Here is a 21,353-nt window from a genome sequence, read left to right as displayed (position 1 = left end):
CCATCGCGGTGCTTTATACCGCAACCCTTTCCGCCTTCAGCACGACATCGCACCAGCGCCTGAGCTCGCCACCGATGGCCGTGGCCGGATCGCCCTGGCGCTCGAACGCCCACCACAGCTGCGCCCCCTGCCATTGACTGGCCATCAGTCGACCAAGCACCGGCTGCCGTTGCGGATCGTCGCTCAGCCGCCGGCCCAGCGCAGCCGCCAGCGCAGCGCCCCAACACGCACCACGTTCGCGCAACAGCGGATCGCGCATGTCCTCGCGCAGGATCAGCAAGCCTTCCGCGTAATCGCTCTCGCCCTCGCCTACCGGGAACAGCGCCAACAACATCCTCACCGCGCCCTCGGGGCTCAACTCAGCGCTGTCGTCGAGACACGCGGTCTGCTCGTCCAATCGATCCCAGGCACGCAGCAGCACGGCGCGGAGGAACTCCGCCTTGCTCGCGTAGCGCTGCACCAGCGTCGCGGCGGACAACCCGACCTCGCGGCCTACCGCGGCGAAGGTCACGGCTTCGGGCCCTGCGCGCACCATCAACGCCATGGCGGCATCGAGTATCGCTTCGTTGCTGACCGTCTTGGTGCGAGCCATGTCATCCTCTTTTATAAATGAACATTCATTTATATATTGATGCACAGCTTACCCAGGGAGCCCCCACATGGCCAGAATTCTCGGCTACATCGCCAGCAGCCTCGACGGTTTCATCGCCACCCCGGAACACGGCCTGGACTGGCTGTTCAAGCATGATCAGCTGGAGCTGGGCGAACATGACTACCACCTGTTCCTGCAGCGCATTCGCACCGTGGTCATGGGCCGCGCGACCTACGACTTCCTCGCAGCCGACCCGGGCCCCTGGCCGTATGCCGAACAGCGGGTCGTGGTGGTGACTTCGCGCCCCATCGAGCACCCCAAGGGCCCGCTCGAAACCCGCAGCGATATCGATGCACTGGTCGCGGAACTGCGCGCGCTGGATGACGGCGACGTGTGGATGCTCGGCGGCGGCCAGCTGCAAATGGCCTTCCTGCAGCGTGGGGCGCTGGATGAGCTGGAGGTCTACGTGATGCCGGAGATCATCGGCGGCGGTTACCCGCTGTTCCCCGCGAGCGGACTGCGGGCCTCGCCGACGCTGTTGTCGGCCAAGGTGATCGAGCCGGGCTGCGTGCGGATGCATTACCGGTTCGATTGATAGACGAGTCTGGGCAAGGGGTTCGCGAGCAAGCTCGCTCCTACAAGAAAAGCTTGCCCTGCGGCCTGGCTCTGGCTTTTGCTCTCGAAGTCTTCCAGAGAAACATCCAAGCGCGCCGAACGCCCCTTTCAGGAGGCCTCAACGAGGGTATTTTTCGCCCCAAGCGAAAAACCGGATGGAGGGGCAAGCCCTTTGGTTACTTTCCGGGGAGCGGCCATCCGTCGTTTGAGAAAGTAACTCGCCAGAGGGGGCGAAACAAAATCTCCTACCCCATACCGAAGCGGCGCAGAAACACCCAGACCCGACGAAGACCAACTTATACCCGCACGTTGCCTCGCGGCCCGGCGATGGCCCAGATGATCAGCCCGAGCACCGGCAGGATGACGATCACCAGAATCCAGATGATCTTCATCGGCATCTCCGCGCCGCTCTTGACCACGTTGATGATCGCCCAGATATCCAGGGCGAAGATGATCAGGCTGATCAGCCCACTGAGGGTCGAGCCCATGATGAGATTCTCGCGGTTGGGGTTGGTCCCTTCAGCGTAGCCTGCCAACCCCTGGTGCACCTCAGACCCGTGCCGGATCGATCAGCGCAAAGCTCGCCAGCGTCTCGTGGCCTTCCAGCACCCCACCCTCGCGAGCCAGGCCGATGGTCTGCAGGCCGGCCTGCTGCGCGGCGTCCAGCTCCTGCACCACGTCGGACAGGAAGAGGATTTCCTCGCCCGGCAGGCCAATAGCGGCGGCGATACGCCGGTACGACTCGGCCTCGCGCTTGGGTCCGCTGGTGGTATCGAAGTAACCGGAGAACAGCGGCGACAGGTCGCCCGCCTCCGAGCAGCCGAAGATCATCTTCTGCGCCTGGATCGAGCCGGAGGAATAGACGTACAGCCGGTAGCCCTCGGCGTGCCAGTGGCGCAGCGCGTCGACGGCGTCCGGGTAGACATGGCCCTTGAGCTGGCCGGCGCGGTAGCCCTGCTCCCAGACCATGCCTTGCAGTGCCTTGAGCGGTGTGGCCTTGCGGTCTTCGGCGAGCCAGCCGAGAAGGATGTCGATGCAGCGTTCGGTGCCGGCGTTCACCTCACCGCTGTCGGCGCGCACGGCGGCCAGTTGCTCGGCCACGGCCGGCTCGTCGGCGTGCTCACGCACATAGTCCGGCAGATGCGCGGCGGCATAAGGGAAAAGCACGTCGAAGACGAAGCTGACAGCGCTGGTGGTACCTTCGATGTCGGTGAGGATGGCTTTGATCGGCATGGGAACTCCAGAGTCCCGCCTCTGGCGCAGGCGGACGGATATGGCGGTAGGAGCGAGCTTGCTCGCGAACAATCCCCTTGCGGACTCGGTTCGCGAGCAAGCCCGCTCCTACGAAAACAGACAGCGTCCCCACTCACTTGCAGCGACGGGAGACGCCGCAATCGATCAGTCTTCCAGCAACGGAAAACGCTTGGCGATCTCGTCACCGGTGAACTTCGCGACCCAGCCCTCGGCATTGTTGAACAGACGGATGGCGACGAAGTGCGGGCGCTCGCCCATGTCGAACCAGTGGCGGGTGCCGGCTGGCACCGAGATCAGGTCGTTCTTCTCGCACTGCACGGCGTAGACGTGGTCCTCGATGTGCAGGGTGAATAGCCCGCGGCCAGCAACGAAGAAGCGCACTTCGTCCTCGCCATGGCGATGTTCGTCGAGGAACTTGGCGCGCAGTTCGTCCTTCTGCGGGTGGTCGGCGGTGAGGCTGACCACGTCGACAGTGATGTAGCCTTCCTCTTCCTGCAGGCGGCGAATCTCGTGCTGGTAGGCGGCGATCACCTCTTCCTGGCTGGCGCCGGGAACGATGGGCGCATTCGCCGCCCAGCGCTGGAAGCGCACGCCCAGCTCGCCCAGGGTGGAGGCGATGTCCTCGGCGTGAGTCAGCAGCTTCAGTGGCTGCTCGGGATTGGATTCGTGGTAGACGGTCAGGCTGCTCATGGTCGTTATCCTTCTGGGCTATTTCCGCAAAAGCGGGCCGGATTCGCTCAGCGCGTGCCGCCGCGAAGGCTCAGTACTTTCAGTTCGCATTCGAAGAGGAATTCGAATGCTTCGATCTGGCGCAAGGCATCGGCCATGCGTGGCCCCCAAGTGTACAGGCCGTGGCCACGGATCAGGTAACCGGGGCAGTCCGGATGCGCATCCAGCCAGGGTTGCACCTTGCCGGCCAGGCGGGCGATGTCCTGGTCATTGTCAAAGATCGGCACCGTGACACGGCCTTCGTGGGTGGTGACACCGCTGAAGGCCTTCTGCAATTCGTAGTCTTGCAGCTCCAGGCGGTCGCCCACGGTCAGGCGCGACAGCACCGTGGCATTGACCGAATGGGTGTGCAGCACCGCACCGATCTCCGCGCGCCAGGCGTAGAGCTGGGTGTGCAGCAGGGTTTCCGCCGAGGGTTTCTTGCCCGGCTCCAGGCTGTTGCCGGCCAGATCGGTTGCCAGCACGTCGTCCTCGCCGAGCTGGCCCTTGTGCTTGCCCGAAACGGTGAGCAGCGCGCGGTCGGCCGCCAGGCGCGTGGAATAGTTGCTGCTGGTGGCCGGCGACCAGCCACGGCGATAGAGGAAACGGCCAGCCTCGATGATCTGTTGGGTCAGCTGTTCACGGGTGTCGTTCATGCGGGTCCTCGTTCAGACGGGTCCAGATGATGAAGGCGGCAGCCAGCGCGGCGACGCTGGCGATGGCGAAGGTCCAGGCGGGGCCCAGGCTACCCCAGCTGTAGCCGGAGTACAGCGCGCCCAGCGCACCGCCGGTACCGGCCAGCGCAGCGTAGAGCGCCTGGCCCTGCCCCTGCTGGCGCGCCTGGAAACTGCGCTGGACGAAATGAATCGCGGCGGCGTGGAAGCTGCCAAAAGTCGCGGCGTGCAGCAACTGCGCAAACAGCAGTACCGGCAGGTGCCCGGCCAATGTGCCCAGCAGCAACCAGCGCAAGGCCGCCAGCAGGAAGCTCGCCACTAGCACCTGGCGCAGCGAGAAGCGCTTGAGCAGGCGCGGCATCACCAGGAACAGCAGCACCTCGGCCACCACGCCCAGCGCCCAGAGCTGGCCGATCAGCCCGCGGGCGTAACCGAGGGCCTCCAGGTGCAGGGTCAGGAAGGTGTAGTACGGGCCATGGGACAGCTGCATCAGGCACACGCACAGATAGAAGGCCAGCACACCGGGCTTGAGCAGCTGCCGGAGGAAGCCGCCGGCACTGGCCTCATCCTGCCGCGCCGGCGGCTGGGCATTCGGTACCCACCAACTGGCGCCAATGATGCCGAGCATGATCGCCAGCAGCGCCAGCGGATAGGCGTCCAGGCTGGCGAACTCGAACAGCCAGCCCAGGCCGACCACCGTACAGATGAAGCCGATGGAGCCCCACAGGCGGATGCGACTGTAGCTTTCGGTGCGCCCGCTCAGGTGCGCCAGGGTAATGACTTCGAACTGCGGCAGGACGGCGTGCCAGAAGAACGCGTGCCCGGCCATGATCAGCGCCAGCCACGCATAACTGTGGCCGAGGAAGATGCCGGCGAAGCACAGCGCCGTGCACACCGCGCCAAAGCGCACGATGGCCAGCCGCTGGCCGCTGCGATCGCCCAGCCAGCCCCACAGGTTCGGCGCGACGCAGCGCATCAGCATGGGAATGGCGACCAGCTCGCCGATCCGTGCACTGGAGAAACCCAGGTGATGGAAATACAGCGCGAGGAACGGCGCCGTCCCGCCCAGCAGGCAGAAATAGAAGAAGTAGAAACTGGACAGACGACAGTAAGGAAGAGCGGCCACAGGCGCTAGGCTACAGGCGGCAGGAAAGAGCAGCTGTTACCTGCAGCCTGTAGCTTGCAGCTTGTCGCCTGCGGCTCAAAGCTGGCCCAGCACCGGGGTACCGACCTTCACGTCGGCATTCTGCGCACGATGGCGCAGCAGGTGGTCGAGCAGCACGATGGCCATCATCGCCTCGGCGATGGGCGTGGCGCGGATGCCCACGCATGGGTCGTGGCGGCCCTTGGTGATCACGTCCACCGGGTTGCCGTTCACGTCGATGGAGCGGCCGGGGGTGGTGATGCTGGAAGTCGGCTTCAGCGCCAGGTGGGCGACGATCGGCTGGCCGGAGGAGATGCCGCCGAGGATGCCGCCAGCGTTGTTCGACAGGAAGCCTTCCGGCGTCAGCTCGTCGCGGTGCTCGGTGCCGCGCTGGGCGACGCTGGCGAAGCCGGCGCCGATTTCCACGCCCTTCACCGCGTTGATGCTCATCAGTGCGTGGGCCAGTTCGGCGTCCAGGCGGTCGAAGATCGGCTCGCCCAGGCCCGGCGGCACGCCTTCGGCGACCACGGTGATCTTCGCGCCAACCGAATCCTGGTCACGGCGCAGCTGGTCCATGTAGGCCTCCAGCTCCGGCACCTTGTCCGGGTCGGGGCTGAAGAAGGCGTTGTCTTCGACGCTATCCCAGGTCTTGAAGGGGATTTCGATCGGGCCGAGCTGGCTCATGTAGCCGCGCACGCTGATGCCCATGCCTGCCAGCGCTTTCTTGGCGATGGCGCCGGCGGCCACGCGCATGGCGGTCTCGCGCGCCGAGGAACGGCCGCCGCCACGGTAGTCACGCACACCGTACTTGTGGTGGTAGGTGTAATCGGCGTGGGCCGGGCGGAACAGGTCCTTGATCGCCGAGTAGTCCTTGGACTTCTGGTCGGTATTGCGGATCAGCAGGCCGATCGGGGTGCCGGTGGTCTTGCCCTCGAACACGCCGGAGAGGATTTCCACCTCGTCGGCTTCCTGGCGCTGGGTAGTGTGGCGGCTGGTGCCGGGCTTGCGCCGGTCGAGGTCGCGCTGCAGGTCTTCCAGGGAAATCTCCAGGCCGGGCGGGCAGCCGTCGACGATGGCGACCAGCGCCGGGCCGTGGCTTTCGCCAGCGGTGGTGACGGTGAACAGCTTGCCGTAGGTGTTGCCGGACATGCGAGGCTCCGCGAAAAGACTTGGATTCGAAAAGGCCGAGCAGTATACCTGCGTCAATCCGCCCTGCGAACCTTCGCCGCCCGCGAGGATCAAAGCGCCATCAGCCCCGTCGCGAAGTCTTCGATGCGCCGTATCGCCCTGTTCTGCTCTCTGCTCCTTGCCTGCCTCGTCACGAGCCAGGCCCAGGCCGCCCCCACCAGCATCCTGCAACGCCCCTATGACCTGGACAGCGGGCACGGCGTGCTGCGCGGCACCCTGCTGCTCCCACAGACGCAGACTCCGCCGCCCGTGGCCCTGCTGATCGCCGGTTCCGGCCCCACCGACCGCGACGGCAACAACCCCGAGGGCGGACAGAACGCGTACCTGCGCAAACTGGCCGAGGCTTTGGCGGAAAACGGCATCGCCAGCGTGCGCTACGACAAGCGCGGCGTCGCCCGCAGCCTGCCGGCCGCGCCGCGCGAGGAAGAGCTCAGCGTCGAGGCTTACGTCAGCGACGTGGTGGCCTGGAGCGACAAGCTGGCCCACGACCCGCGCTTCGGCCGCCAGGTCCTGATCGGCCACAGCGAAGGCGCGCTGATCGCCAGCCTCGCCGCGCCGCAAACCCACGCCGAGGCACTGGTATCCCTGGCCGGCAGCGCCCGCCCGATCGGCGACGTGCTGCGCGAGCAGTTGCAGGGACGCTTGCCCCCGCCCCTGCTCGCCCAGGCTGACCAACTGATCGACCGCCTGCAGGCCGGGCAACTGCAACCCAAGGTGCCAGAACCGCTGAAGGTGCTGTTCCGCCCCAGCGTTCAGCCCTACCTGGTCTCGCTGTTCCGCCAGGACCCGGCCCGCGCCTTTGCCGCGCTGAAACTGCCAACGCAGATCCTGCAGGGCACCAACGATATCCAGGTTGGCGTCGAGGATGCGCAGGCGCTCAAGCGCGCCAAGCCCGACAGCGATTTCCACCTGATCTCGGGGATGAACCACATCCTGCGTATCGTTCCGACCAGCGGTCCGCAGCAACTCGCCTCCTACAACAACCCCAACCTGCCGCTGGCCCGCGAGCTGGTGGAGCGCGTCACCACGTTCATCCGGCACGCGCAGACCCTGCCCGATGCCACGCTGGCAACTTCTGGAGCGAACGTCTCAAGAAATCCGCCGGTGCGTCGATAAACCACGGGAGAGCCCTGGTCACGCCAGCCAGGCCCCGAGGTAGATCCCCATGACCGAAGCCGAACAGACCGCCGTCGCCGCCGACGAGAGCGCCGCCGCTCGCCCGCACCCGTGGGCCGAGCTGGCGCCGGAACACCATCGCCTGCTGCGCCTGGCGCCGCTGCCCACCGACCGCACCACCGGCGCGCGGCCGCTGCGTTTCGTCCAGCTGGGCCGAGTCGAGCGCCACAACGGCGAGCAGAGCCTGTTGCGCCTGACCGTGCAGGTACCCGGGCAGGTGCTGCGCAAGGAAGTGAATCTGCTGGAAGTCTGGGCGGACCACCGCAACAAGGAGGTGCGCTTCGGCGCCGACTCAGGCTTCGCCACCGAACCGCTGAACCGCGGCCTGGGGCGATTCCTGCTGGCCCAGGGGGTGGCCTGGGCGAAAAAGAAGTGGTCGCACTACCGCGTCGAGGGTGGCGCGCTGGCCGTGAAGGACGGTCTCAGCGAGGAAGCCCGACAGCGCCGCGACCACTTCCTGCGCGCCCAGGGCTTCGACGTGATCTACGAGGATTCGCGGCTGTTGAAGGCGCGCTACAGCGTCGGCCGGGTCAGCGAGCTGTATGACGACTGGCACAAGGACAAGGTGCAGATAGTCCCGCTGCTGGAAGCCGGCTCGATGCTGGAACAGGCCGACCAGAACCTCGCCACCCAGTCCAACGAGATCCGCCGGCTGGAGCAACGCATCGAAACCTTCCGCCGCGACGACACCAGCCTGCGCTTCACCATCGCCTGCCTGACGGTCTTCGCCGTGTTCCAGGCCGGCCTGCTGATCTGGATTGCCACGCACTAGCGCGCACGCGCCTCCGACCGCTCGGCGCGGCCGGAGGGCAATCGCGGACGAAGTCCGCTCCTACCCAATGCCAACCTCCGCGTAGGAGCGAACTCCGTCCGCGATCGACTGAGCCTCACATCGAAACCAAGCCAGAGCGATTCTTTTGTAGGAGCGGACTCCGTCCGCGATCAGCCGAGCCCCACATCGAACCCAAGCCAGAGCGATTCTTTTGTAGGAGCGAGCTCGCTCGCGAACCGCCCCAGCGCCGGGGTAACCGGCAAATCCATTCGCGAGCAAGCTCGCCCCTACAGATTCAGCCCACCCTTGGCGTGGATCAGGCCATCACACGGACAGAGTCTGCTCCTACCCAAAGCCGACCTCCGCGCAGGAGCGGACTCCGTCCGCGATCGAATGAGCCTCACATCGAAACCAAGCCAGAGCGATTCTTTTGTAGGAGCGAGCTCGCTCGCGAACCGCCCCGGCGCCGGAGTAACCGGCAAATCCGTTCGCGAGCAAGCTCGCTCCTACAGATTCAGCCCACTCCTGGAGTGGATCAGGCCTTTACCCGCGCCCTGAACAGCTCCTGGTGCTCCCGGCACTGCTGCGCCGAGAGCAGGAACACGCCGTGGCCGCCGTATTCGAAGTCGAGCCAGGTGAAGTCCACTTCCGGGTAGAGCGCCGTCACGTGGACCTGGCTGTTGCCCACTTCCACGACCAGCGTGCCGCGTTCGCTCAGGTGGTCCGCCGCCTCGGCCAGCATGCGCCGCACCAGGTCCAGGCCATCGTTGCCGCAGGCCAGGCCGAGTTCCGGTTCGTGGTGGTATTCGGCGGGCATGTCGGCGAAGTCTTCGGCATCGACGTAGGGCGGGTTCGACACGATCAGATCGAAACGCTGGCCCGGCAGGCCCTCGAAGCCGTCACCCTGCACGGTGTAGACGCGCTCGCCCAGTTCGTGGCGCTCGATGTTGATGTTGGCCACTTCCAGGGCGTCGAAGGACAGGTCGCCCAGCACCACTTCGGACTCCGGGAAGGCACTTGCACAGGCGATACCGATGCAGCCCGAGCCGGTGCACAGGTCCAGGATGCGCGCAGGATCGGCCGCCAGCCAGGGCTCGAAGCGACGTTCGATCAGCTCGGCGATCGGCGAACGCGGCACCAGCACACGCTCATCGACCACGAAAGGCATGCCGCAGAACCAGGCCTCGCCCAGCAGGTAGGCGGTGGGCACGCGCTCCTCGATACGCCGGCGCAGCAGGTGCATCAGGTACTCGCGCTCCTCGTCCTCGAGGCGGCAGTCGAGGTAGGCATCGGCCATTTCCCAGGGCAGGTGCAACGCGCCCAGCACCAGTTGGCGGGCTTCGTCCCAGGCATTGTCGGTACCGTGGCCAAAGAACAGCTCCTCGGCGTGGAAGCGGCTGACGGCCCAGCGGATATGGTCACGCAGGGTCAGCAAACGGGATTCGGTCACGGCGGTGTGTCCTCGCAGCTCGCAAAAAGGGGCGCATTCTAGCGGAACGCGGGCGCTCTGGGGGCCGATGGGCAGTTCCAGCGAAGAATGCCAATACCACTTTGGCGCGAGTTCGCAAAGATTCACAGCGGACGCGTTACGGCCCACAATGAGTGAACATGCATTTACAGGAGTCGTGACATGTCCCTTCCGCTCAGCATGCTGCAGATCAGTGGCCGTGGATATCCGCCGGCCACCCTGCGCCAGAGCACTCTGTTGATCATCGACGCGCAGGAGGAGTACCGCAGTGGCGTGCTGGCGCTGCCTGACCTGGACGCCGCGGTGGCGCAGATTCGCCTGCTGCTGGAGGCGGCGCGGAACATGGGCACTCCGATTGTCCACGTGCACCACCTGGGCGTGGTCGGTGGCCTGCTCGACCCGCAAGGCCCGCGCGGCCGCTTCCTGCCGGAGCTGACGCCGCTGCCGGGCGAAGTCGTGGTGGACAAGCGCCTGCCCAATGCCTTCGCCGGCACCGACCTGCATGACCGCCTGCAGGCCAGTGGCCGCCTGGACCTGATCGTCTGCGGGTTCATGACCCACTCCAGCATCAGCACCACGGTCCGTGCCGCCAAGGACTACGGCTACCGCTGCACCCTGGTGGATGCCGCCTGCGCCACCCGCGACATTCCCACGCCCGAAGGCGGTGTGCTTGCCGCCCGCGACCTGCACCGCGCGGAAATCGCCGCCCTCGGCGACAACTTCGCCGCCGTGGTCGCGCAGGCCCAGGCACTGGTCTGAAGCCACTCGTCCCGACAGGCGGCAACGACAAGCGCCCGGGGTTAGGCTCAGCTTAGGCGCGCAAGCCAGCGAACCCGCTCACCCAGCGGGCTCGCCGCGCTTCCCGGCCCTGGGGGTGGAACCCCACCCGTCCCCACCGGTCATAGCCTCGTTCAATAGATGAGGAAGTCGGGATGAAGATGACCGAAAAGTTCGATCCACCCAGCCTGCGCCCGAAACGTCCGGGCCGCTGGCGCTGGCGTTTCGCCGCCGCGATCGCGGCGATAATCGCCACCTTCGGCATCCTCTCCGCCATGGCCGGCGTCGCCGCCCTGCTCCGCCGCCAGCCCGCGGTGGGAGTGCTGCACATCGAACCGGGCGCCGGTGCCGTATTGCTGGTGATCGGCCTGCTCGGCCTCTGGCTCGGCGTCACCTTCTGGCGCGCCGCCCGCCGCCGTGCCCGTGGCCGCGAAGGCCTGAGCCTGTCGCCACGATTGATGAAACGCCGCAACTGATCCCCGTACGGTGCATTTCCGCAGGACAGGCGCGATCCGTTAGACTGCGCGGCTGTTTGAGGAGGTGCGCATGCAAGACGACGATTTTTCCCAATTCGCCAGCGAAATGCGCGGCGTCAGGCGCATCACCGTGGACCAGGCCGACACCGGTAAACCCAAGGCCGATCGCAAGCAGCTCAAGGAGCTACGGCAGAACGCGACCGTACGCACCGAGAACATCCGGGTCGACGGTCTCTCCGACCAGTTCGTCATCGACGTCGGCCCCGAGGACGAACTCTACTGGGCCCGCGACGGCGTCCAGGAAGGCCAGATGCGCAAGCTCAAGGCCGGTCAGATCGGCTTCGACGGCAGCCTCGACCTGCACGGCATGAAGATCGAAAAGGCCCGTGAAACCCTCTGGGACTTCATCGCCGAAGCCACCCGCTTCGAGGTCCGCTGCGTGCGCGTCACCCACGGCAAGGCCGCGCGCGTCGATGGCCGCAGCCCGATGGTAAAGAGCCACGTGAACACCTGGCTGCGCCAGCACCCGCAGGTACTCGGCTTCGCCTCCTGCCTGCCGCGCCATGGCGGCACCGGCGCCATCTACGTGATGCTGCGCCGCAACATGCTCGAAGGCCGCGACGAGTAAAACCACTGCGCCGGGCGCGCGCCCACGCCCGGCGACAAACTGCCTGCCATAACGCGCCAACCGGCGCTCGGGCCTTGCCAGCCAAGGCTGAGCGCCCTACCCTGCGCCACGGTTTTTATTTTTGTCATTGCCACAGGTAGATCATGTCCCTGGAACAAAACTACTCCGCGATCCTCAGCCAGCTCGGTGAGGACGTCACCCGCGAAGGCCTGGTGGACACGCCCAAGCGCGCCGCCAAAGCCATGCAGTACCTTTGCCGCGGCTACCAGCAGACGCTGGAGGAGATCGTCAACGGCGCCCTGTTCAGCTCCGACAACAGCGAGATGGTGCTGGTCAAGGACATCGAGCTCTACTCGCTGTGCGAACACCACCTGCTGCCCTTCATCGGCAAGGCCCACGTCGCCTACATCCCCAACGGCAAGGTGCTGGGGCTGTCCAAGGTGGCGCGCATCGTCGACATGTACGCCCGTCGCCTGCAGATCCAGGAAAACATGTCGCGGCAGATCGCCGAGGCGGTCCAGCAGGTCACCGGCGCGCTGGGCGTGGCCGTGGTGATCGAGGCCAAGCACATGTGCATGATGATGCGCGGCGTGGAGAAGCAGAATTCGTCCATGGTCACCTCGGTGATGCTCGGCGAGTTCCGCGAGAACGCCGCCACTCGCAGCGAGTTCCTCAGCCTGATTCGCTGAAAGCCGCTGCCATGAAAAACCGGCCCTCGGGCCGGTTTTTTTTGTACCTGTGAATCGCTGCGATCAGCGCGTGTAGTAACCCACCGCAACCAGGTAGTGGCCAGACTTGCGCAGGAAGGCGTGCTTGTTCTCCACCTTGCTGGTCACCGGGTTGCGCCACTGGTATTCGAATTCCGCCTCGCCCTTGGACTTGGCCAGCTCGAGCATGGCGTGACCGATCGGGTTGCCGCCGGGGTCCTTCAGCGACTCGAAATCGGTGCCGACCATGCGCGTATTGAAGCCATGGGCGACGAACTTCGAGGTATCCAGGTCGACCACGAAGACATACAGGTCATCCTCGATGAAGGTCTTGTCCAGTGCATTGATCTTCCTGAAGGTACCCTGCGGGTCGGCTTCCACAGCCTTTACCGCCTTGGCCAGCATGGCCGCCGCCTGCTGCGCCGAGGCGCGCGGGATGTAGTAGCCCACCGCGAGGAAGCGCTCACCGACGCGCTGGTAATAGACGTGCTTGCGCTCCACCTTGCCGTCCGCCCAGTTCTTCCAGCGGTAGTCGGCCTGCTGCACCTTGCCGGTTTCCGGCGACTTCAATGCCTTGGCGAACTGCTCCTGGAGCGAAGGGTCGAGCATGGACGACACGTCGCGGTCGATCAGCACCACCGACGGCCCGCCGCTGGCGAGCATGGTGCCCTTGCTGTCCACCACGAACACGTAGAGGTCGCCATCGACGAACTCACCCTGGCGGCTGAATGCGGCGAAGGCCTTGTCGCCCTCCTGCTTGTATGCGGCCACTGCCTTGGACAGCAGCGCCTTGGCGCGCTGGTCGTCGGTCGGCGCGGTGGTGGCCGACTGCGCGGCGAACAATGGGAAGGACGACAGGAAAGAAAGCAGCAGCAGTGACTTCAACAGCGTCTTCATGCGCGAATACCCCCGTGGCATTGCTTGTAGTTGTGCACAGAGCATAGTCAGCCGGAGGGGATTCGCGTCGGCATTCACCGCCGAAACAAAGGGCGATTCAGCCGAAGAATCGCTTCATCGAGCGCGACAGCCAGCCACCGTGGCTCTGGTCGCGGGTCAGCTCGTGCATGCTGGCCATCACCGACTCCACGTAGTTGGCGTCGTCATTGCGGATGTGATTGAACAGCCAGCGCCCCAGCAGGCCCTTGAGTTCCTCGGCGACGTCCTCGCCAGCCTCGAAACGCGCACGGTAGTCGGAAACGCGCTTGATGAAGAGCTCGTGGACCTTCTTGTGCGCACGGGTGAACTGGTAGCCGGAATCCTCCAGCAGGGTCTCCTCGAAGGCAAAGTGCGAGATGGTGTAGTCGACCAGTTCCTCGATCACGCCGCCGAGCATGGCTCGGTCGTGATGGGCCTGGGCCTCGTGCAGCTGATTGATCATTTCGACGATGCGTTTGTGCTGCGCGTCGATCACTCCGATCCCGGTATCGAGATCTGCCTGCCAGACCAGATAGGCCATCTTTCCCCTCCCCACGCCGGACGACGACACTGCCTGCTTCTCGCGCCCGGCCACATCGGTACGTCCTACATGGCAGTGCGTCCAGATTAGGGAGGGCGACAAAACGCCGCCATGATGCCGGTCAACCCCAATGCGGCGAAATCCGCGGTTTAGAGCGGTCTTTTCGGAATTATCTGATGGCAAATTGCCTGTTTTCGCTGCGCACAAGGCAAACCCATGCGTAGGAGCGGACTCCGTCCGCGATCGCTTTTCGGCTGCTCCGAGCTGGCCGGTGGCACATCGCGGACGGAGTCCGCTCCTACGCTCCCCTGTGTCATTGGGTATGCACAACGAAAAACGCCGCTTCCAGGGAAGCGGCGTTTTCAATGGCCGGGCGCGATGGTCAGTCCTGCATCGCCACGTGCCGCGGATGATCCGCCACCCGTGCCAGCCAGGCATTGATCGCCGGGAAGTTCGCCAGGTCGAAACCGCCCTGGTGCGCCACATGGGTGTAGGCGTACAGGGTGATATCGGCGATGGAGTAATCCTCCCCCACCAGGTAAGGCGTCTGCTCCAATTGCTTCTCCATCACCTTCAGCGCCTTGTAGCCGCCCTTCTGGCAGCGCGCGTACTCCTCGCGGCGCTCCTCGGGCAGGCCGAGGTAGAACTCGATGAAGCGTGCCACCGCCACATAGGGCTCATGGCTGTACTGCTCGAAGAACTGCCACTGCAGCACCTGGGTGCGCAGGCGCGGCTCGCTGGGCAGCAGGTCGCTGCCATCGGCGAGGAAGTTGAGAATGGCGTTGGATTCCCACAGGCAGGTGCCATCCTCGAGTTGCAGGACCGGCACCTTGCCGTTGGGGTTCATCGCCAGGAACTCGGCGGTCTGCGTCTCGCCCTTGAGGATATCGATCTCGCGCCACTGGTAAGGCAGGCCGAGCAGGTGCAGGGCCAGCTTGACCTTGTAGCAGTTGCCGGACAGTCGATCGCCGTAGACGGTGTACATGCTCATCTCCTCATTGGGCCTGGGCTTCGCGGATGACCGTCGCCAGGCGGCGCAAACCTTCGCCGGCACGTTCCGGCGCCACGTGGCTGAAGTTAAGCCGCAAATAGCCGGGATTGGCATCCGGTTGTGTGAAGAAAGGCTCGCCCGGCATGAAGGCCACGTTCTGCGCCAGCGCCGCGTCGAGCAGCGTGCGGGTATCCAGCGGCTGCCTGAGCTTGAGCCAGAAGAACAAGCCGCCCTGGGGCACATTCCACTCCGCCAGCTCGGCAAAATGCTCCTCCAGTTGCGCCTGCATGGCGTCGCGGCGGATGCGGTAGAAATCGCGCAGCTCGGCCAGATGGCCACGGTAGGCCTCGGTGCCAAACCACTGCAGTGCCTGCCATTGGCCGACGCGATTAGTGTGCAGGTCGGCGGACTGTTTCAGGCGCAGCAGGTGCGGGAACAGGTCCGGCGTGGCGATCAGGAAGCCCACGCGCAGGCCCGGCAGCAGCGTCTTCGACACGGTACCGGTGTAGATCCAGCTGGCCTTCTTCAGGCGGCTGACCAGCGGAGTGGCGGCGCCCGCATCGAACACCAGCTCGCGGTAAGGCTCGTCCTCGATCAGGGTCACGCCGAACTCGTCGAGCACGGCAGCCACCTCATCGCGGCGCTGTTCGCTGTAACGCACGCCGGACGGGTTCTGGAAAGTCGGGATCAGGTAGGCAAAGGCCGGTTTGCTGCTCTCCAGGCGCTGGCGCAGCGCGGCGACGTCCGGCCCTTCGGCGCCCAGCGGCACGGTCAGGCAATTGGCGCCGAACAGCTGGAAGGCCTGCAGCGCGGCAAGGTAGGTCGGCGCTTCGAGCAGCACCTCGGTGCCCGGGTCGATGAACAGCTTGCTGGCCAGGTCCAGGGTCTGCTGCGAGCCGCTGACAATCAATACCTGGCTAGCCTCGCAGGGCACGCCGAGCGCGCGCGCCTCGGCGGCGATGGCCTCACGCAGCGCCGGCTCCCCTTCGCTCATTCCGTACTGGCCCATGCTCGCCGGCATGGCGTCCCAGTTCACCTTCGGCAGCATCGGCTCGGCGGGAAGGCCGCCGGCGAAGGACATCACCTCCGGGCGCTGCGCCGCGGCGAGGATTTCACGGATCAGAGAGCTTTTCAGTCGAGCGATGCGTTCGGAGAAGGCCATGGGGGTCACCGGTAGCGGGAGCACGGAAGAATGAGTCAAACTGCTTGACCGAAGCTACGACGCCCGAGACGGATACGTCAATATGCCTGACCTAATAAAAAGCGACCTGCAGCTCGAAGCGATCCAAGCCTTTTTCTACAGCTACCGGGCCTTCACCGCGAAGCCTGACGAGATGCTGGCACGCCGTGGCCTGAGCCGGGTGCATCACCGCATCCTGTTCTTCATCGCACGCAATCCCGGGCTGAGCGTCAGCCAGCTGCTGGCCGCCCTGGGCGTGACCAAGCAGGCGCTGAATGTGCCGTTGCGCCAATTGCTCGAGCGCGACCTGATCCGCAGCGAAGCCTGCGACAACGACAAGCGCCGGCGCCTGCTGGCGCTGACGGCCGAAGGCAGCAAGCTGGAGAAGGCCCTGCGCCGTGAGCAGGAACAGCTGCTGCAGCGCGCCTTTGGCGAGGCCGGGGAAGAAGCGGTGAACGGCTGGCTGGCGGTGAACCAGGCCATCGCCAGGTTGCAGCACCACGACTAGCGGGCGACACCTTCCAGCTCGCGCGCGGCACGCAGGAACATCAGCGCCAGCGGCAGCAGGCTGGCCATCGCCAGCGCGGTGCCGGGCAGGAACAGCAGGACGCTGAGCAGGCACACGCCGGAGGAAACCTCCAACCAGCCCATGACCTTCACCGACGGGTAGGGCAGCTCGATCTTCAGCAGGCGGATGCCGTACCACAGGGTGACGATGCCGGTTGGTACGAACAGGCCCATGAAGCCCATCAGCGCGCCATTGAATTCGCCACTGAGCTGCTCGTCGAAGACCAGGCTGTAGACCTGCATCAGTAGCGCGACGGCAATCGACAGCCCGACCGGCCAGGCCAGGCCGCGGGCATTGAAGCGATCCTCGAGAAAGCGCCGGGTGCGCCACAGCAGGAAGCAGCCAAGCAGCGTGCTGAGCACGCCAACCCAGAGCTCGTAGCCTTGCCAGGTGGCCGATTCATGCAGCGCGGTGGCGAAGGACAGGACGAACAGCACCACATTGCACAGCAGCAGCGCCAGGCTCAGGCCACCGAGCAAGCGCAGATGGCCGGGGTTCCAGCGTCCGCCGAGGAATGCGCGCGGAGCGCTCTGATCCACCAGCTCGACCTTGGGGGCGGCGTAGGGATTCTGTTCCATGCTGGCGATTTTCCATCCGTTGCGCGGCTTTCCCGAACCATACCGAGGCACTCCCGCACACGCCACTGCCGCTCGCACTGTACGGGCCACTCGGCCACTGGCTGTTATGGGACAGCTTTGCGGTGGCGGGATTAGTCTGGCTCCAGAACAAGACCGGTACCCCGCCATGCCCCTCGAACTCCTCGGCGCCTTCGTGCTGTTTGCCTTCGTCACCTCCATCACCCCCGGCCCCAACAACATGATGCTGCTGGCCTCGGGCGTGAATTTCGGCATCCGCCGCACCATTCCGCACATGCTCGGTATCAGCATCGGCTTCCTGCTGCTGGTGGTCGCCGTGGGCCTGGGCCTGCACCAGCTGTTCGAGCGCATCCCGGCAACCTACACGGCGCTGCGCTACGCCGGCGGCGCCTACCTGCTGTATCTGGCCTGGAAGATTGCCCGCTCCGGCGCCCCCGAGGCGAAGGGCGAGAATGCCGCCAAACCCATGACCTTCCTCCAGGCCGCCGCCTTCCAGTGGGTCAACCCCAAGGCCTGGGTGATGGCCGTGGGCGCCATCGCCACCTACCTGCCAGCCAACAGCTGGATCGGCAATGTGGTGTTGATCGCTACCCTGTTCGCCGCGGTCAACCTGCCCAGCGTGGGCGTCTGGACCATACTGGGCAGTCTACTGCGACGCTGGCTGGAAGACCCGCTGCGGCTGCGCCTGTTCAATCTCGGCATGGCTGCCCTGCTGGTAGCCTCGCTCTACCCTCTGCTCACCCGCACCTGATGGAAGTTCGTGCATGACTGACAGCACTCCCGCCGCCGCGCCCTTGCGCCCGCTGGCCGACTCCTCCCCCGCCGCCATCGTCGCCGGGTTCGTCGCCATGCTCACCGGCTACACCAGCTCGCTGGTGCTGATGTTCCAGGCCGGCCAGGCCGCGGGGCTGAGCACCGCGCAGATTTCCTCGTGGATCTGGGCGCTGTCCATCGGCATGGCCCTGACCACCATCGGTCTGACCCTGCGCTACCGCACGCCCATCGTCATCGCCTGGTCCACCCCCGGTGCCGCGTTGCTGATCAGCAGCCTGCCGGGTGTGCCGTATGGCGAGGCCATCGGTGCATTCATCGTCTGCGCCGCGTTGATCACGATCTGCGGCGTCACTGGCAGCTTCGACCGCCTGATGCGCCAGGTGCCGGGGTCGCTGGCCTCTGCCCTGCTGGCCGGCGTGCTGTTCCGCATCTGTATCGAGATCTGCAACGCCGCGCAGCAACAGACGGCGCTGGTGGTGGCGATGTTCGTCAGCTACCTCGTCGCCAAGCGCCTGTCGCCGCGCTATGCGGTGTTCGCCGCGTTGCTGGTGGGTGTCGCCCTGGCCGGCTTCCTCGGCCTGCTCAACTTCAGCCACTTCCAGCTGGAGATCGCCCGCCCGGTGTGGACCACGCCGAGCTTCTCCCTGGCCGCCACCATCAGCATCGGCATCCCGCTGTTCATCGTGGCGATGGCCTCGCAGAACATGCCGGGCCTCGCCGTACTGCGCGCCGACGGCTACCAGGTGCCCGCTTCGCCGCTGATCTCCACCACCGGCATCGCCTCGCTGTTGCTGGCGCCCTTCGGCTCCCACGGCATCAACCTCGCAGCCATCAGCGCGGCCATCTGCACCGGCCCGGAAGCCCACGAGAACCCGCACAAGCGCTACACCGCCGCACTCTGGTGCGGACTGTTCTACGGCATCGCCGGCATCTTCGGCGCCACCCTGGCGGCCCTGTTCGCCGCGCTGCCCAAGGCGCTGGTGCTATCCATCGCCGCGCTGGCGCTGCTCGGCTCGATCACCAACGGCCTGACCAACGCCATGGCCGACGCGCGCCAGCGCGAAGCGGCGATGGTCACCTTCCTGGTCACCGCTTCAGGCTTCACCCTGTTCTCCGTCGGCTCCGCCTTCTGGGGCCTGGTGGCGGGCCTGCTGACACAGTTGGTACTGAACTGGCGCCGCGCCGGCTGAGTGAGCTCTGCTAGCATTCGGGCGTTTCCAGTCCACGGATCGCCCGCATGCTGCACACCCTGGCCGTCGCCAATTACCGCTCGATCAACTCGCTGGTGCTGCCCCTGGGCCGGCTGAACCTGATTACCGGCGCCAACGGCAGCGGCAAATCCAACCTCTATCGCGCCCTGCGCCTGCTCGCCGAGACGGCGCAGGGCGGCGTGGTCAATGCGCTGGCCCGCGAAGGCGGGTTGGAATCTACCTTCTGGGCCGGGCCGGAAAGCCATTCGCGGCGCATGCGCACGGGCGAGGTGGAAGTCCAGGGCGGCCCGCGCAACGAGGTGAAGCGCCTGCGCCTGGGCTTTGCCGGCGAAGACTTCGGTTACGCCATCGCCCTTGGTCTGCCGCCGCCACCGGTGCTCAGCGCTTTTGGCCTGGACCCGGAAATCAAGCACGAGAGCATCTGGGCCGGCCCCTGGTACCGCCCCGCCGCGCAACTGGTAGAGCGCAACGGCCCGATGCTGCGTGCCCGCGAAGGCCGCAGCTGGCAGGTGCTGGAACAACACATCCCGACCTTCGACAGCCTGTTCACCCAGATCGGCACTGGCTCGGATTGCGCCGAAGCCCTGCTGCTGCGCGAGCAGATTCGCGGTTGGCGCTTCTACGATCATTTCCGCACCGACGCCGACGCCCCCGCGCGCCAGCCGCAACTGGGCACGCGCACACCGGTGCTGCACCACGATGGCCGCGACCTCGCCGCCGCCCTGCAGACCATTCGTGAAATCGGTGATGCCAGTGCACTGGAGGCCGCCATCAGCGATGCTTTCCCGGGTGCCGAGTTGCTGATCGACTGCCAACCGGGCGGGCGCTTCGCCGTGGCGCTGAAGCAATACGGCCTGCTGCGGCCATTGAGTGCGGCCGAACTCTCCGACGGCACCCTGCGCTACCTGCTGCTGGTCGCCGCCCTGCTGACCCCGCGCCCGCCGTCGCTGATGGTGCTCAACGAACCGGAAACCAGCCTGCACCCGGACCTGTTGCCAGCGCTGGGGCGGTTGATCATCGAGGCCTCCAGGCACACCCAGGTCTGGATCGTGTCCCACGCCAGCCGGCTGATCGCCACGCTGGAGGAGCACTCCGAGTGCAACTGCCTGCACCTGGACAAGGAACTGGGTCAGACGCGCATCCGCGACCAGGGCATGTTCGATGCACCGGCCTGGCACTGGGCGGACTAGGGCTGCTCATTGGTATCCGGGGAGCCGAGTCGCGGGATGACGTGGCGCTTGCGATACCCATCCTGCTGCGTGAAATCGATGGGTATCGCTGCGCTCCACACCATCCTACGTCGGGTTCACCCGGCAGACCGTGCAGTCGTAGGATGGGTGGAGCTTGCGATACCCATGCTGCTGCATGGAATCGATGGGTATCGCTGCGCTCCACGCCATCCTACGTCGACACCGTGCAGGCGCTGCGCTGTGAGGGGATTCGCAAGCAGGCTCGCTCCCGTGAACACCTCTGGGATGCGAGGGAGGAGGAAGGCACCCCGTCAGTTCCCACGGGAGCGAGCTTGCTTGCGAACCCGGTTCCTCAGGCCCTCAGCGTACTTGGCGAGGCGGCCCCCATCAGGCGCTGCTGCACGCGCCAGAGGAACGCCGTTTCGAAGGCCACACGTTCTGTGTAGGTCTCCTGTTCATTGCGACCGATGAAGAAAGCCACCCACAAGTCGGCCTGCGGTTCCTCATCGTCGATCCAGCGCTCGACGCGCCGAACCGCTTCGTTCATGGCGGCCTGGCAATCGACTGGCCATCCCAGCGCCAGCCCGGGCTGGCCATCGGCCGGCGCTACCTGGCTCCAGAACTCGCCAGGGTGATTCGGTAATCGGCTTCCCATGTCTCGACTCCTTGCAAGCCGTGCCGGTATGTATCGAAGAACAGCCAAAGGGCCGTCAGGCCGGCAATGCACCCAACGGCCAGCCGCAAGCCTCAAATACTCGGCCGAGTGAGCATCGAGATTCGGCAAGCAATGACATTCGATAGAAGGAATCTCACGGGACAAAGCCGGTGGTGCTCGGGCGTAAAAGCGGGGTAATGCATCTTTCAGTACTCCTGCAAAGGGTTAACCCACCTCATCTCTTTCCACGGAGTAAGGAGGCGGGCCGCGCAAGGGTGGAAATACCGGCTTTGCAGGAGCCCCGGCCGGGCCGAAGCCCGCCTCGCACGACCCGCCATAACAGCAACTGACGGGCGCGTAAATAGCGCCAGCTAAACTGCCTTGGCGCTACTGCACCTGCAAAGAAAGCCCGGGTTTCCACGCCCAGGTCACGACAACCGTCGCGACCCGGAAACCTTACCGGCGGCCTTGCAAGCGCAGCAATGCGGGATGCTACAGGCTCTTCCGATGGGTGTGCAGGACGCTTCCTGAGTACCTTGTCGCATTTGCCTAG

The 21,353-nt window shown here is 65.6% G+C and carries 25 protein-coding genes; 11 read left to right on the top strand and 14 right to left on the bottom strand.

Annotation, left to right across the window (positions count from 1 at the left end; genetic code table 11):
* Positions 1–13 precede the first annotated feature (13 nt).
* A complete protein-coding gene (locus tag N5C91_RS13130) occupies positions 14–592 on the bottom strand; it encodes a helix-turn-helix domain containing protein (protein ID WP_279830073.1) in 579 nt (192 codons plus the stop codon).
* Positions 593–659: 67 nt separating this feature from the next.
* Here N5C91_RS13130 and N5C91_RS13125 point away from each other — a divergent pair, with 67 nt between their 5' ends.
* Complete coding sequence (locus tag N5C91_RS13125) at positions 660–1,187, top strand: dihydrofolate reductase family protein (protein WP_236174524.1); 528 nt, start codon at positions 660–662, stop codon at positions 1,185–1,187.
* A 316-nt stretch (positions 1,188–1,503) separates the two neighbouring features.
* On the opposite strand, the gene N5C91_RS13120 is transcribed toward N5C91_RS13125, so the two are convergent.
* The 6 genes from N5C91_RS13120 to aroC form a co-directional block, all read right to left on the bottom strand.
* The gene (locus N5C91_RS13120) at positions 1,504–1,695 is read right to left on the bottom strand and encodes a PLDc N-terminal domain-containing protein (protein ID WP_236174587.1); all 192 of its coding nucleotides are present in this window, start codon (positions 1,693–1,695) and stop codon (positions 1,504–1,506) included.
* Between the two features lie 61 nt (positions 1,696–1,756).
* Positions 1,757–2,440 carry an acireductone synthase gene (gene mtnC, locus N5C91_RS13115; protein ID WP_279830072.1) on the bottom strand — a complete coding sequence of 228 codons (684 nt, stop codon included), beginning with the start codon at positions 2,438–2,440 and terminating at the stop codon, positions 1,757–1,759.
* Between the two features lie 165 nt (positions 2,441–2,605).
* On the bottom strand, positions 2,606–3,151 hold the full coding sequence (locus tag N5C91_RS13110) for an acireductone dioxygenase (RefSeq protein ID WP_236174526.1): 546 nt from the start codon (positions 3,149–3,151) through the stop codon (positions 2,606–2,608).
* 47 nt (positions 3,152–3,198) lie between these two features.
* Positions 3,199–3,825 carry a methylthioribulose 1-phosphate dehydratase gene (locus tag N5C91_RS13105; RefSeq protein ID WP_236199699.1) on the bottom strand — a complete coding sequence of 209 codons (627 nt, stop codon included), beginning with the start codon at positions 3,823–3,825 and terminating at the stop codon, positions 3,199–3,201.
* On the bottom strand, positions 3,809–4,969 hold the full coding sequence (locus N5C91_RS13100) for an MFS transporter (protein WP_236174528.1): 1,161 nt from the start codon (positions 4,967–4,969) through the stop codon (positions 3,809–3,811). The genes N5C91_RS13105 and N5C91_RS13100 overlap by 17 nt, the downstream gene beginning before the upstream one ends.
* A gap of 75 nt (positions 4,970–5,044) precedes the next feature.
* Positions 5,045–6,136, bottom strand: a complete 1,092-nt coding sequence (aroC, locus tag N5C91_RS13095) for a chorismate synthase (RefSeq protein WP_236199698.1) — start codon at positions 6,134–6,136, stop codon at positions 5,045–5,047.
* A gap of 123 nt (positions 6,137–6,259) precedes the next feature.
* On the opposite strand from aroC, the gene N5C91_RS13090 reads away from it, so the two are divergent.
* The gene (locus tag N5C91_RS13090; protein ID WP_279830071.1) at positions 6,260–7,291 is read left to right on the top strand and encodes an alpha/beta fold hydrolase; all 1,032 of its coding nucleotides are present in this window, start codon (positions 6,260–6,262) and stop codon (positions 7,289–7,291) included.
* Positions 7,292–7,340: 49 nt separating this feature from the next.
* Entirely contained in the window at positions 7,341–8,123 is a 783-nt protein-coding gene (locus N5C91_RS13085; RefSeq protein WP_279830070.1) for a hypothetical protein, read from the top strand.
* 535 nt (positions 8,124–8,658) lie between these two features.
* Here N5C91_RS13085 and prmB read toward each other — a convergent pair.
* Entirely contained in the window at positions 8,659–9,573 is a 915-nt protein-coding gene (gene prmB / locus N5C91_RS13080) for a 50S ribosomal protein L3 N(5)-glutamine methyltransferase (RefSeq protein WP_236174532.1), read from the bottom strand.
* A gap of 180 nt (positions 9,574–9,753) precedes the next feature.
* Here prmB and N5C91_RS13075 point away from each other — a divergent pair, with 180 nt between their 5' ends.
* The 4 genes from N5C91_RS13075 to folE all read left to right on the top strand — a co-directional run bounded on the left by N5C91_RS13075 (position 9,754) and on the right by folE (position 12,161).
* The gene (locus N5C91_RS13075) at positions 9,754–10,350 is read left to right on the top strand and encodes a cysteine hydrolase family protein (RefSeq protein ID WP_236174533.1); all 597 of its coding nucleotides are present in this window, start codon (positions 9,754–9,756) and stop codon (positions 10,348–10,350) included.
* Between the two features lie 173 nt (positions 10,351–10,523).
* Positions 10,524–10,844 carry a hypothetical protein gene (locus tag N5C91_RS13070; RefSeq protein WP_236199694.1) on the top strand — a complete coding sequence of 107 codons (321 nt, stop codon included), beginning with the start codon at positions 10,524–10,526 and terminating at the stop codon, positions 10,842–10,844.
* 70 nt (positions 10,845–10,914) lie between these two features.
* Positions 10,915–11,472, top strand: a complete 558-nt coding sequence (locus N5C91_RS13065) for a Smr/MutS family protein (protein WP_236199693.1) — start codon at positions 10,915–10,917, stop codon at positions 11,470–11,472.
* Positions 11,473–11,615: 143 nt separating this feature from the next.
* Positions 11,616–12,161, top strand: coding sequence for a GTP cyclohydrolase I FolE (gene folE, locus N5C91_RS13060; protein WP_024765420.1), 546 nt, complete (start codon positions 11,616–11,618; stop codon positions 12,159–12,161).
* Positions 12,162–12,224: 63 nt separating this feature from the next.
* Here the strand turns inward: folE and N5C91_RS13055 are convergent, their stop codons facing one another.
* From N5C91_RS13055 to N5C91_RS13040, 4 genes are all read right to left on the bottom strand, one after another.
* A complete protein-coding gene (locus N5C91_RS13055) occupies positions 12,225–13,076 on the bottom strand; it encodes a cache domain-containing protein (protein WP_279830069.1) in 852 nt (283 codons plus the stop codon).
* A 97-nt stretch (positions 13,077–13,173) separates the two neighbouring features.
* Positions 13,174–13,635, bottom strand: coding sequence for a bacteriohemerythrin (locus tag N5C91_RS13050; RefSeq protein WP_236174537.1), 462 nt, complete (start codon positions 13,633–13,635; stop codon positions 13,174–13,176).
* 382 nt (positions 13,636–14,017) lie between these two features.
* Complete coding sequence (locus N5C91_RS13045) at positions 14,018–14,620, bottom strand: glutathione S-transferase family protein (RefSeq protein ID WP_236174538.1); 603 nt, start codon at positions 14,618–14,620, stop codon at positions 14,018–14,020.
* A gap of 10 nt (positions 14,621–14,630) precedes the next feature.
* Positions 14,631–15,788 carry a PLP-dependent aminotransferase family protein gene (locus tag N5C91_RS13040; protein ID WP_236174539.1) on the bottom strand — a complete coding sequence of 386 codons (1,158 nt, stop codon included), beginning with the start codon at positions 15,786–15,788 and terminating at the stop codon, positions 14,631–14,633.
* Positions 15,789–15,870: 82 nt separating this feature from the next.
* Here N5C91_RS13040 and N5C91_RS13035 point away from each other — a divergent pair, with 82 nt between their 5' ends.
* A complete protein-coding gene (locus tag N5C91_RS13035; RefSeq protein WP_236199690.1) occupies positions 15,871–16,314 on the top strand; it encodes a MarR family transcriptional regulator in 444 nt (147 codons plus the stop codon).
* Here the strand turns inward: N5C91_RS13035 and N5C91_RS13030 are convergent.
* Entirely contained in the window at positions 16,311–16,952 is a 642-nt protein-coding gene (locus tag N5C91_RS13030) for a hypothetical protein (protein WP_279830068.1), read from the bottom strand. The two genes, N5C91_RS13035 and N5C91_RS13030, sit on opposite strands and share 4 nt — an antisense overlap.
* A 166-nt stretch (positions 16,953–17,118) precedes the next feature.
* On the opposite strand from N5C91_RS13030, the gene N5C91_RS13025 reads away from it, so the two are divergent.
* Genes N5C91_RS13025 through N5C91_RS13015 form a run of 3 tightly spaced genes read left to right on the top strand, consistent with a single transcriptional unit; the run spans position 17,119 to position 20,145 of the window.
* A complete protein-coding gene (locus N5C91_RS13025; protein ID WP_279830067.1) occupies positions 17,119–17,721 on the top strand; it encodes a LysE family translocator in 603 nt (200 codons plus the stop codon).
* Positions 17,722–17,734: 13 nt separating this feature from the next.
* Positions 17,735–18,934: a benzoate/H(+) symporter BenE family transporter gene (locus N5C91_RS13020; protein WP_279830066.1), complete on the top strand. Its 1,200-nt coding sequence runs from the start codon at positions 17,735–17,737 to the stop codon at positions 18,932–18,934.
* A gap of 47 nt (positions 18,935–18,981) precedes the next feature.
* A complete protein-coding gene (locus tag N5C91_RS13015) occupies positions 18,982–20,145 on the top strand; it encodes an AAA family ATPase (protein WP_279830065.1) in 1,164 nt (387 codons plus the stop codon).
* A 352-nt stretch (positions 20,146–20,497) separates the two neighbouring features.
* Here the strand turns inward: N5C91_RS13015 and N5C91_RS13010 are convergent, their stop codons facing one another.
* Entirely contained in the window at positions 20,498–20,800 is a 303-nt protein-coding gene (locus tag N5C91_RS13010) for a LasR-specific antiactivator QslA (protein ID WP_236174545.1), read from the bottom strand.
* Between the last annotated feature and the right edge of the window lie 553 nt (positions 20,801–21,353).

Origin of the sequence: Pseudomonas sp. GD03903, from assembly GCF_029840045.1 — a bacterium.
In the GTDB taxonomy this organism is placed as follows: Bacteria; Pseudomonadota; Gammaproteobacteria; order Pseudomonadales; family Pseudomonadaceae; genus Pseudomonas; species Pseudomonas pseudonitroreducens.
The sequence above is the reverse complement of the archived record's forward strand: the minus strand, read 5'-3'. Positions and strand labels throughout refer to the sequence as shown.

Coding starts and splice junctions, on each gene's coding strand:
- N5C91_RS13130 (WP_279830073.1), bottom strand. CDS start 592: ATGGCTCGCACCAAGACGGTCAGCAACGAAGCGATACTCGATGCCGCC.
- N5C91_RS13125 (WP_236174524.1), top strand. CDS start 660: ATGGCCAGAATTCTCGGCTACATCGCCAGCAGCCTCGACGGTTTCATC.
- N5C91_RS13120 (WP_236174587.1), bottom strand. CDS start 1,695: ATGGGCTCGACCCTCAGTGGGCTGATCAGCCTGATCATCTTCGCCCTG.
- mtnC (WP_279830072.1), bottom strand. CDS start 2,440: ATGCCGATCAAAGCCATCCTCACCGACATCGAAGGTACCACCAGCGCT.
- N5C91_RS13110 (WP_236174526.1), bottom strand. CDS start 3,151: ATGAGCAGCCTGACCGTCTACCACGAATCCAATCCCGAGCAGCCACTG.
- N5C91_RS13105 (WP_236199699.1), bottom strand. CDS start 3,825: ATGAACGACACCCGTGAACAGCTGACCCAACAGATCATCGAGGCTGGC.
- aroC (WP_236199698.1), bottom strand. CDS start 6,136: ATGTCCGGCAACACCTACGGCAAGCTGTTCACCGTCACCACCGCTGGC.
- N5C91_RS13090 (WP_279830071.1), top strand. CDS start 6,260: ATGCGCCGTATCGCCCTGTTCTGCTCTCTGCTCCTTGCCTGCCTCGTC.
- N5C91_RS13085 (WP_279830070.1), top strand. CDS start 7,341: ATGACCGAAGCCGAACAGACCGCCGTCGCCGCCGACGAGAGCGCCGCC.
- N5C91_RS13075 (WP_236174533.1), top strand. CDS start 9,754: ATGTCCCTTCCGCTCAGCATGCTGCAGATCAGTGGCCGTGGATATCCG.
- N5C91_RS13070 (WP_236199694.1), top strand. CDS start 10,524: ATGAAGATGACCGAAAAGTTCGATCCACCCAGCCTGCGCCCGAAACGT.
- N5C91_RS13065 (WP_236199693.1), top strand. CDS start 10,915: ATGCAAGACGACGATTTTTCCCAATTCGCCAGCGAAATGCGCGGCGTC.
- folE (WP_024765420.1), top strand. CDS start 11,616: ATGTCCCTGGAACAAAACTACTCCGCGATCCTCAGCCAGCTCGGTGAG.
- N5C91_RS13055 (WP_279830069.1), bottom strand. CDS start 13,076: ATGAAGACGCTGTTGAAGTCACTGCTGCTGCTTTCTTTCCTGTCGTCC.
- N5C91_RS13050 (WP_236174537.1), bottom strand. CDS start 13,635: ATGGCCTATCTGGTCTGGCAGGCAGATCTCGATACCGGGATCGGAGTG.
- N5C91_RS13045 (WP_236174538.1), bottom strand. CDS start 14,620: ATGTACACCGTCTACGGCGATCGACTGTCCGGCAACTGCTACAAGGTC.
- N5C91_RS13040 (WP_236174539.1), bottom strand. CDS start 15,788: ATGGCCTTCTCCGAACGCATCGCTCGACTGAAAAGCTCTCTGATCCGT.
- N5C91_RS13035 (WP_236199690.1), top strand. CDS start 15,871: ATGCCTGACCTAATAAAAAGCGACCTGCAGCTCGAAGCGATCCAAGCC.
- N5C91_RS13030 (WP_279830068.1), bottom strand. CDS start 16,952: ATGGAACAGAATCCCTACGCCGCCCCCAAGGTCGAGCTGGTGGATCAG.
- N5C91_RS13025 (WP_279830067.1), top strand. CDS start 17,119: ATGCCCCTCGAACTCCTCGGCGCCTTCGTGCTGTTTGCCTTCGTCACC.
- N5C91_RS13020 (WP_279830066.1), top strand. CDS start 17,735: ATGACTGACAGCACTCCCGCCGCCGCGCCCTTGCGCCCGCTGGCCGAC.
- N5C91_RS13015 (WP_279830065.1), top strand. CDS start 18,982: ATGCTGCACACCCTGGCCGTCGCCAATTACCGCTCGATCAACTCGCTG.
- N5C91_RS13010 (WP_236174545.1), bottom strand. CDS start 20,800: ATGGGAAGCCGATTACCGAATCACCCTGGCGAGTTCTGGAGCCAGGTA.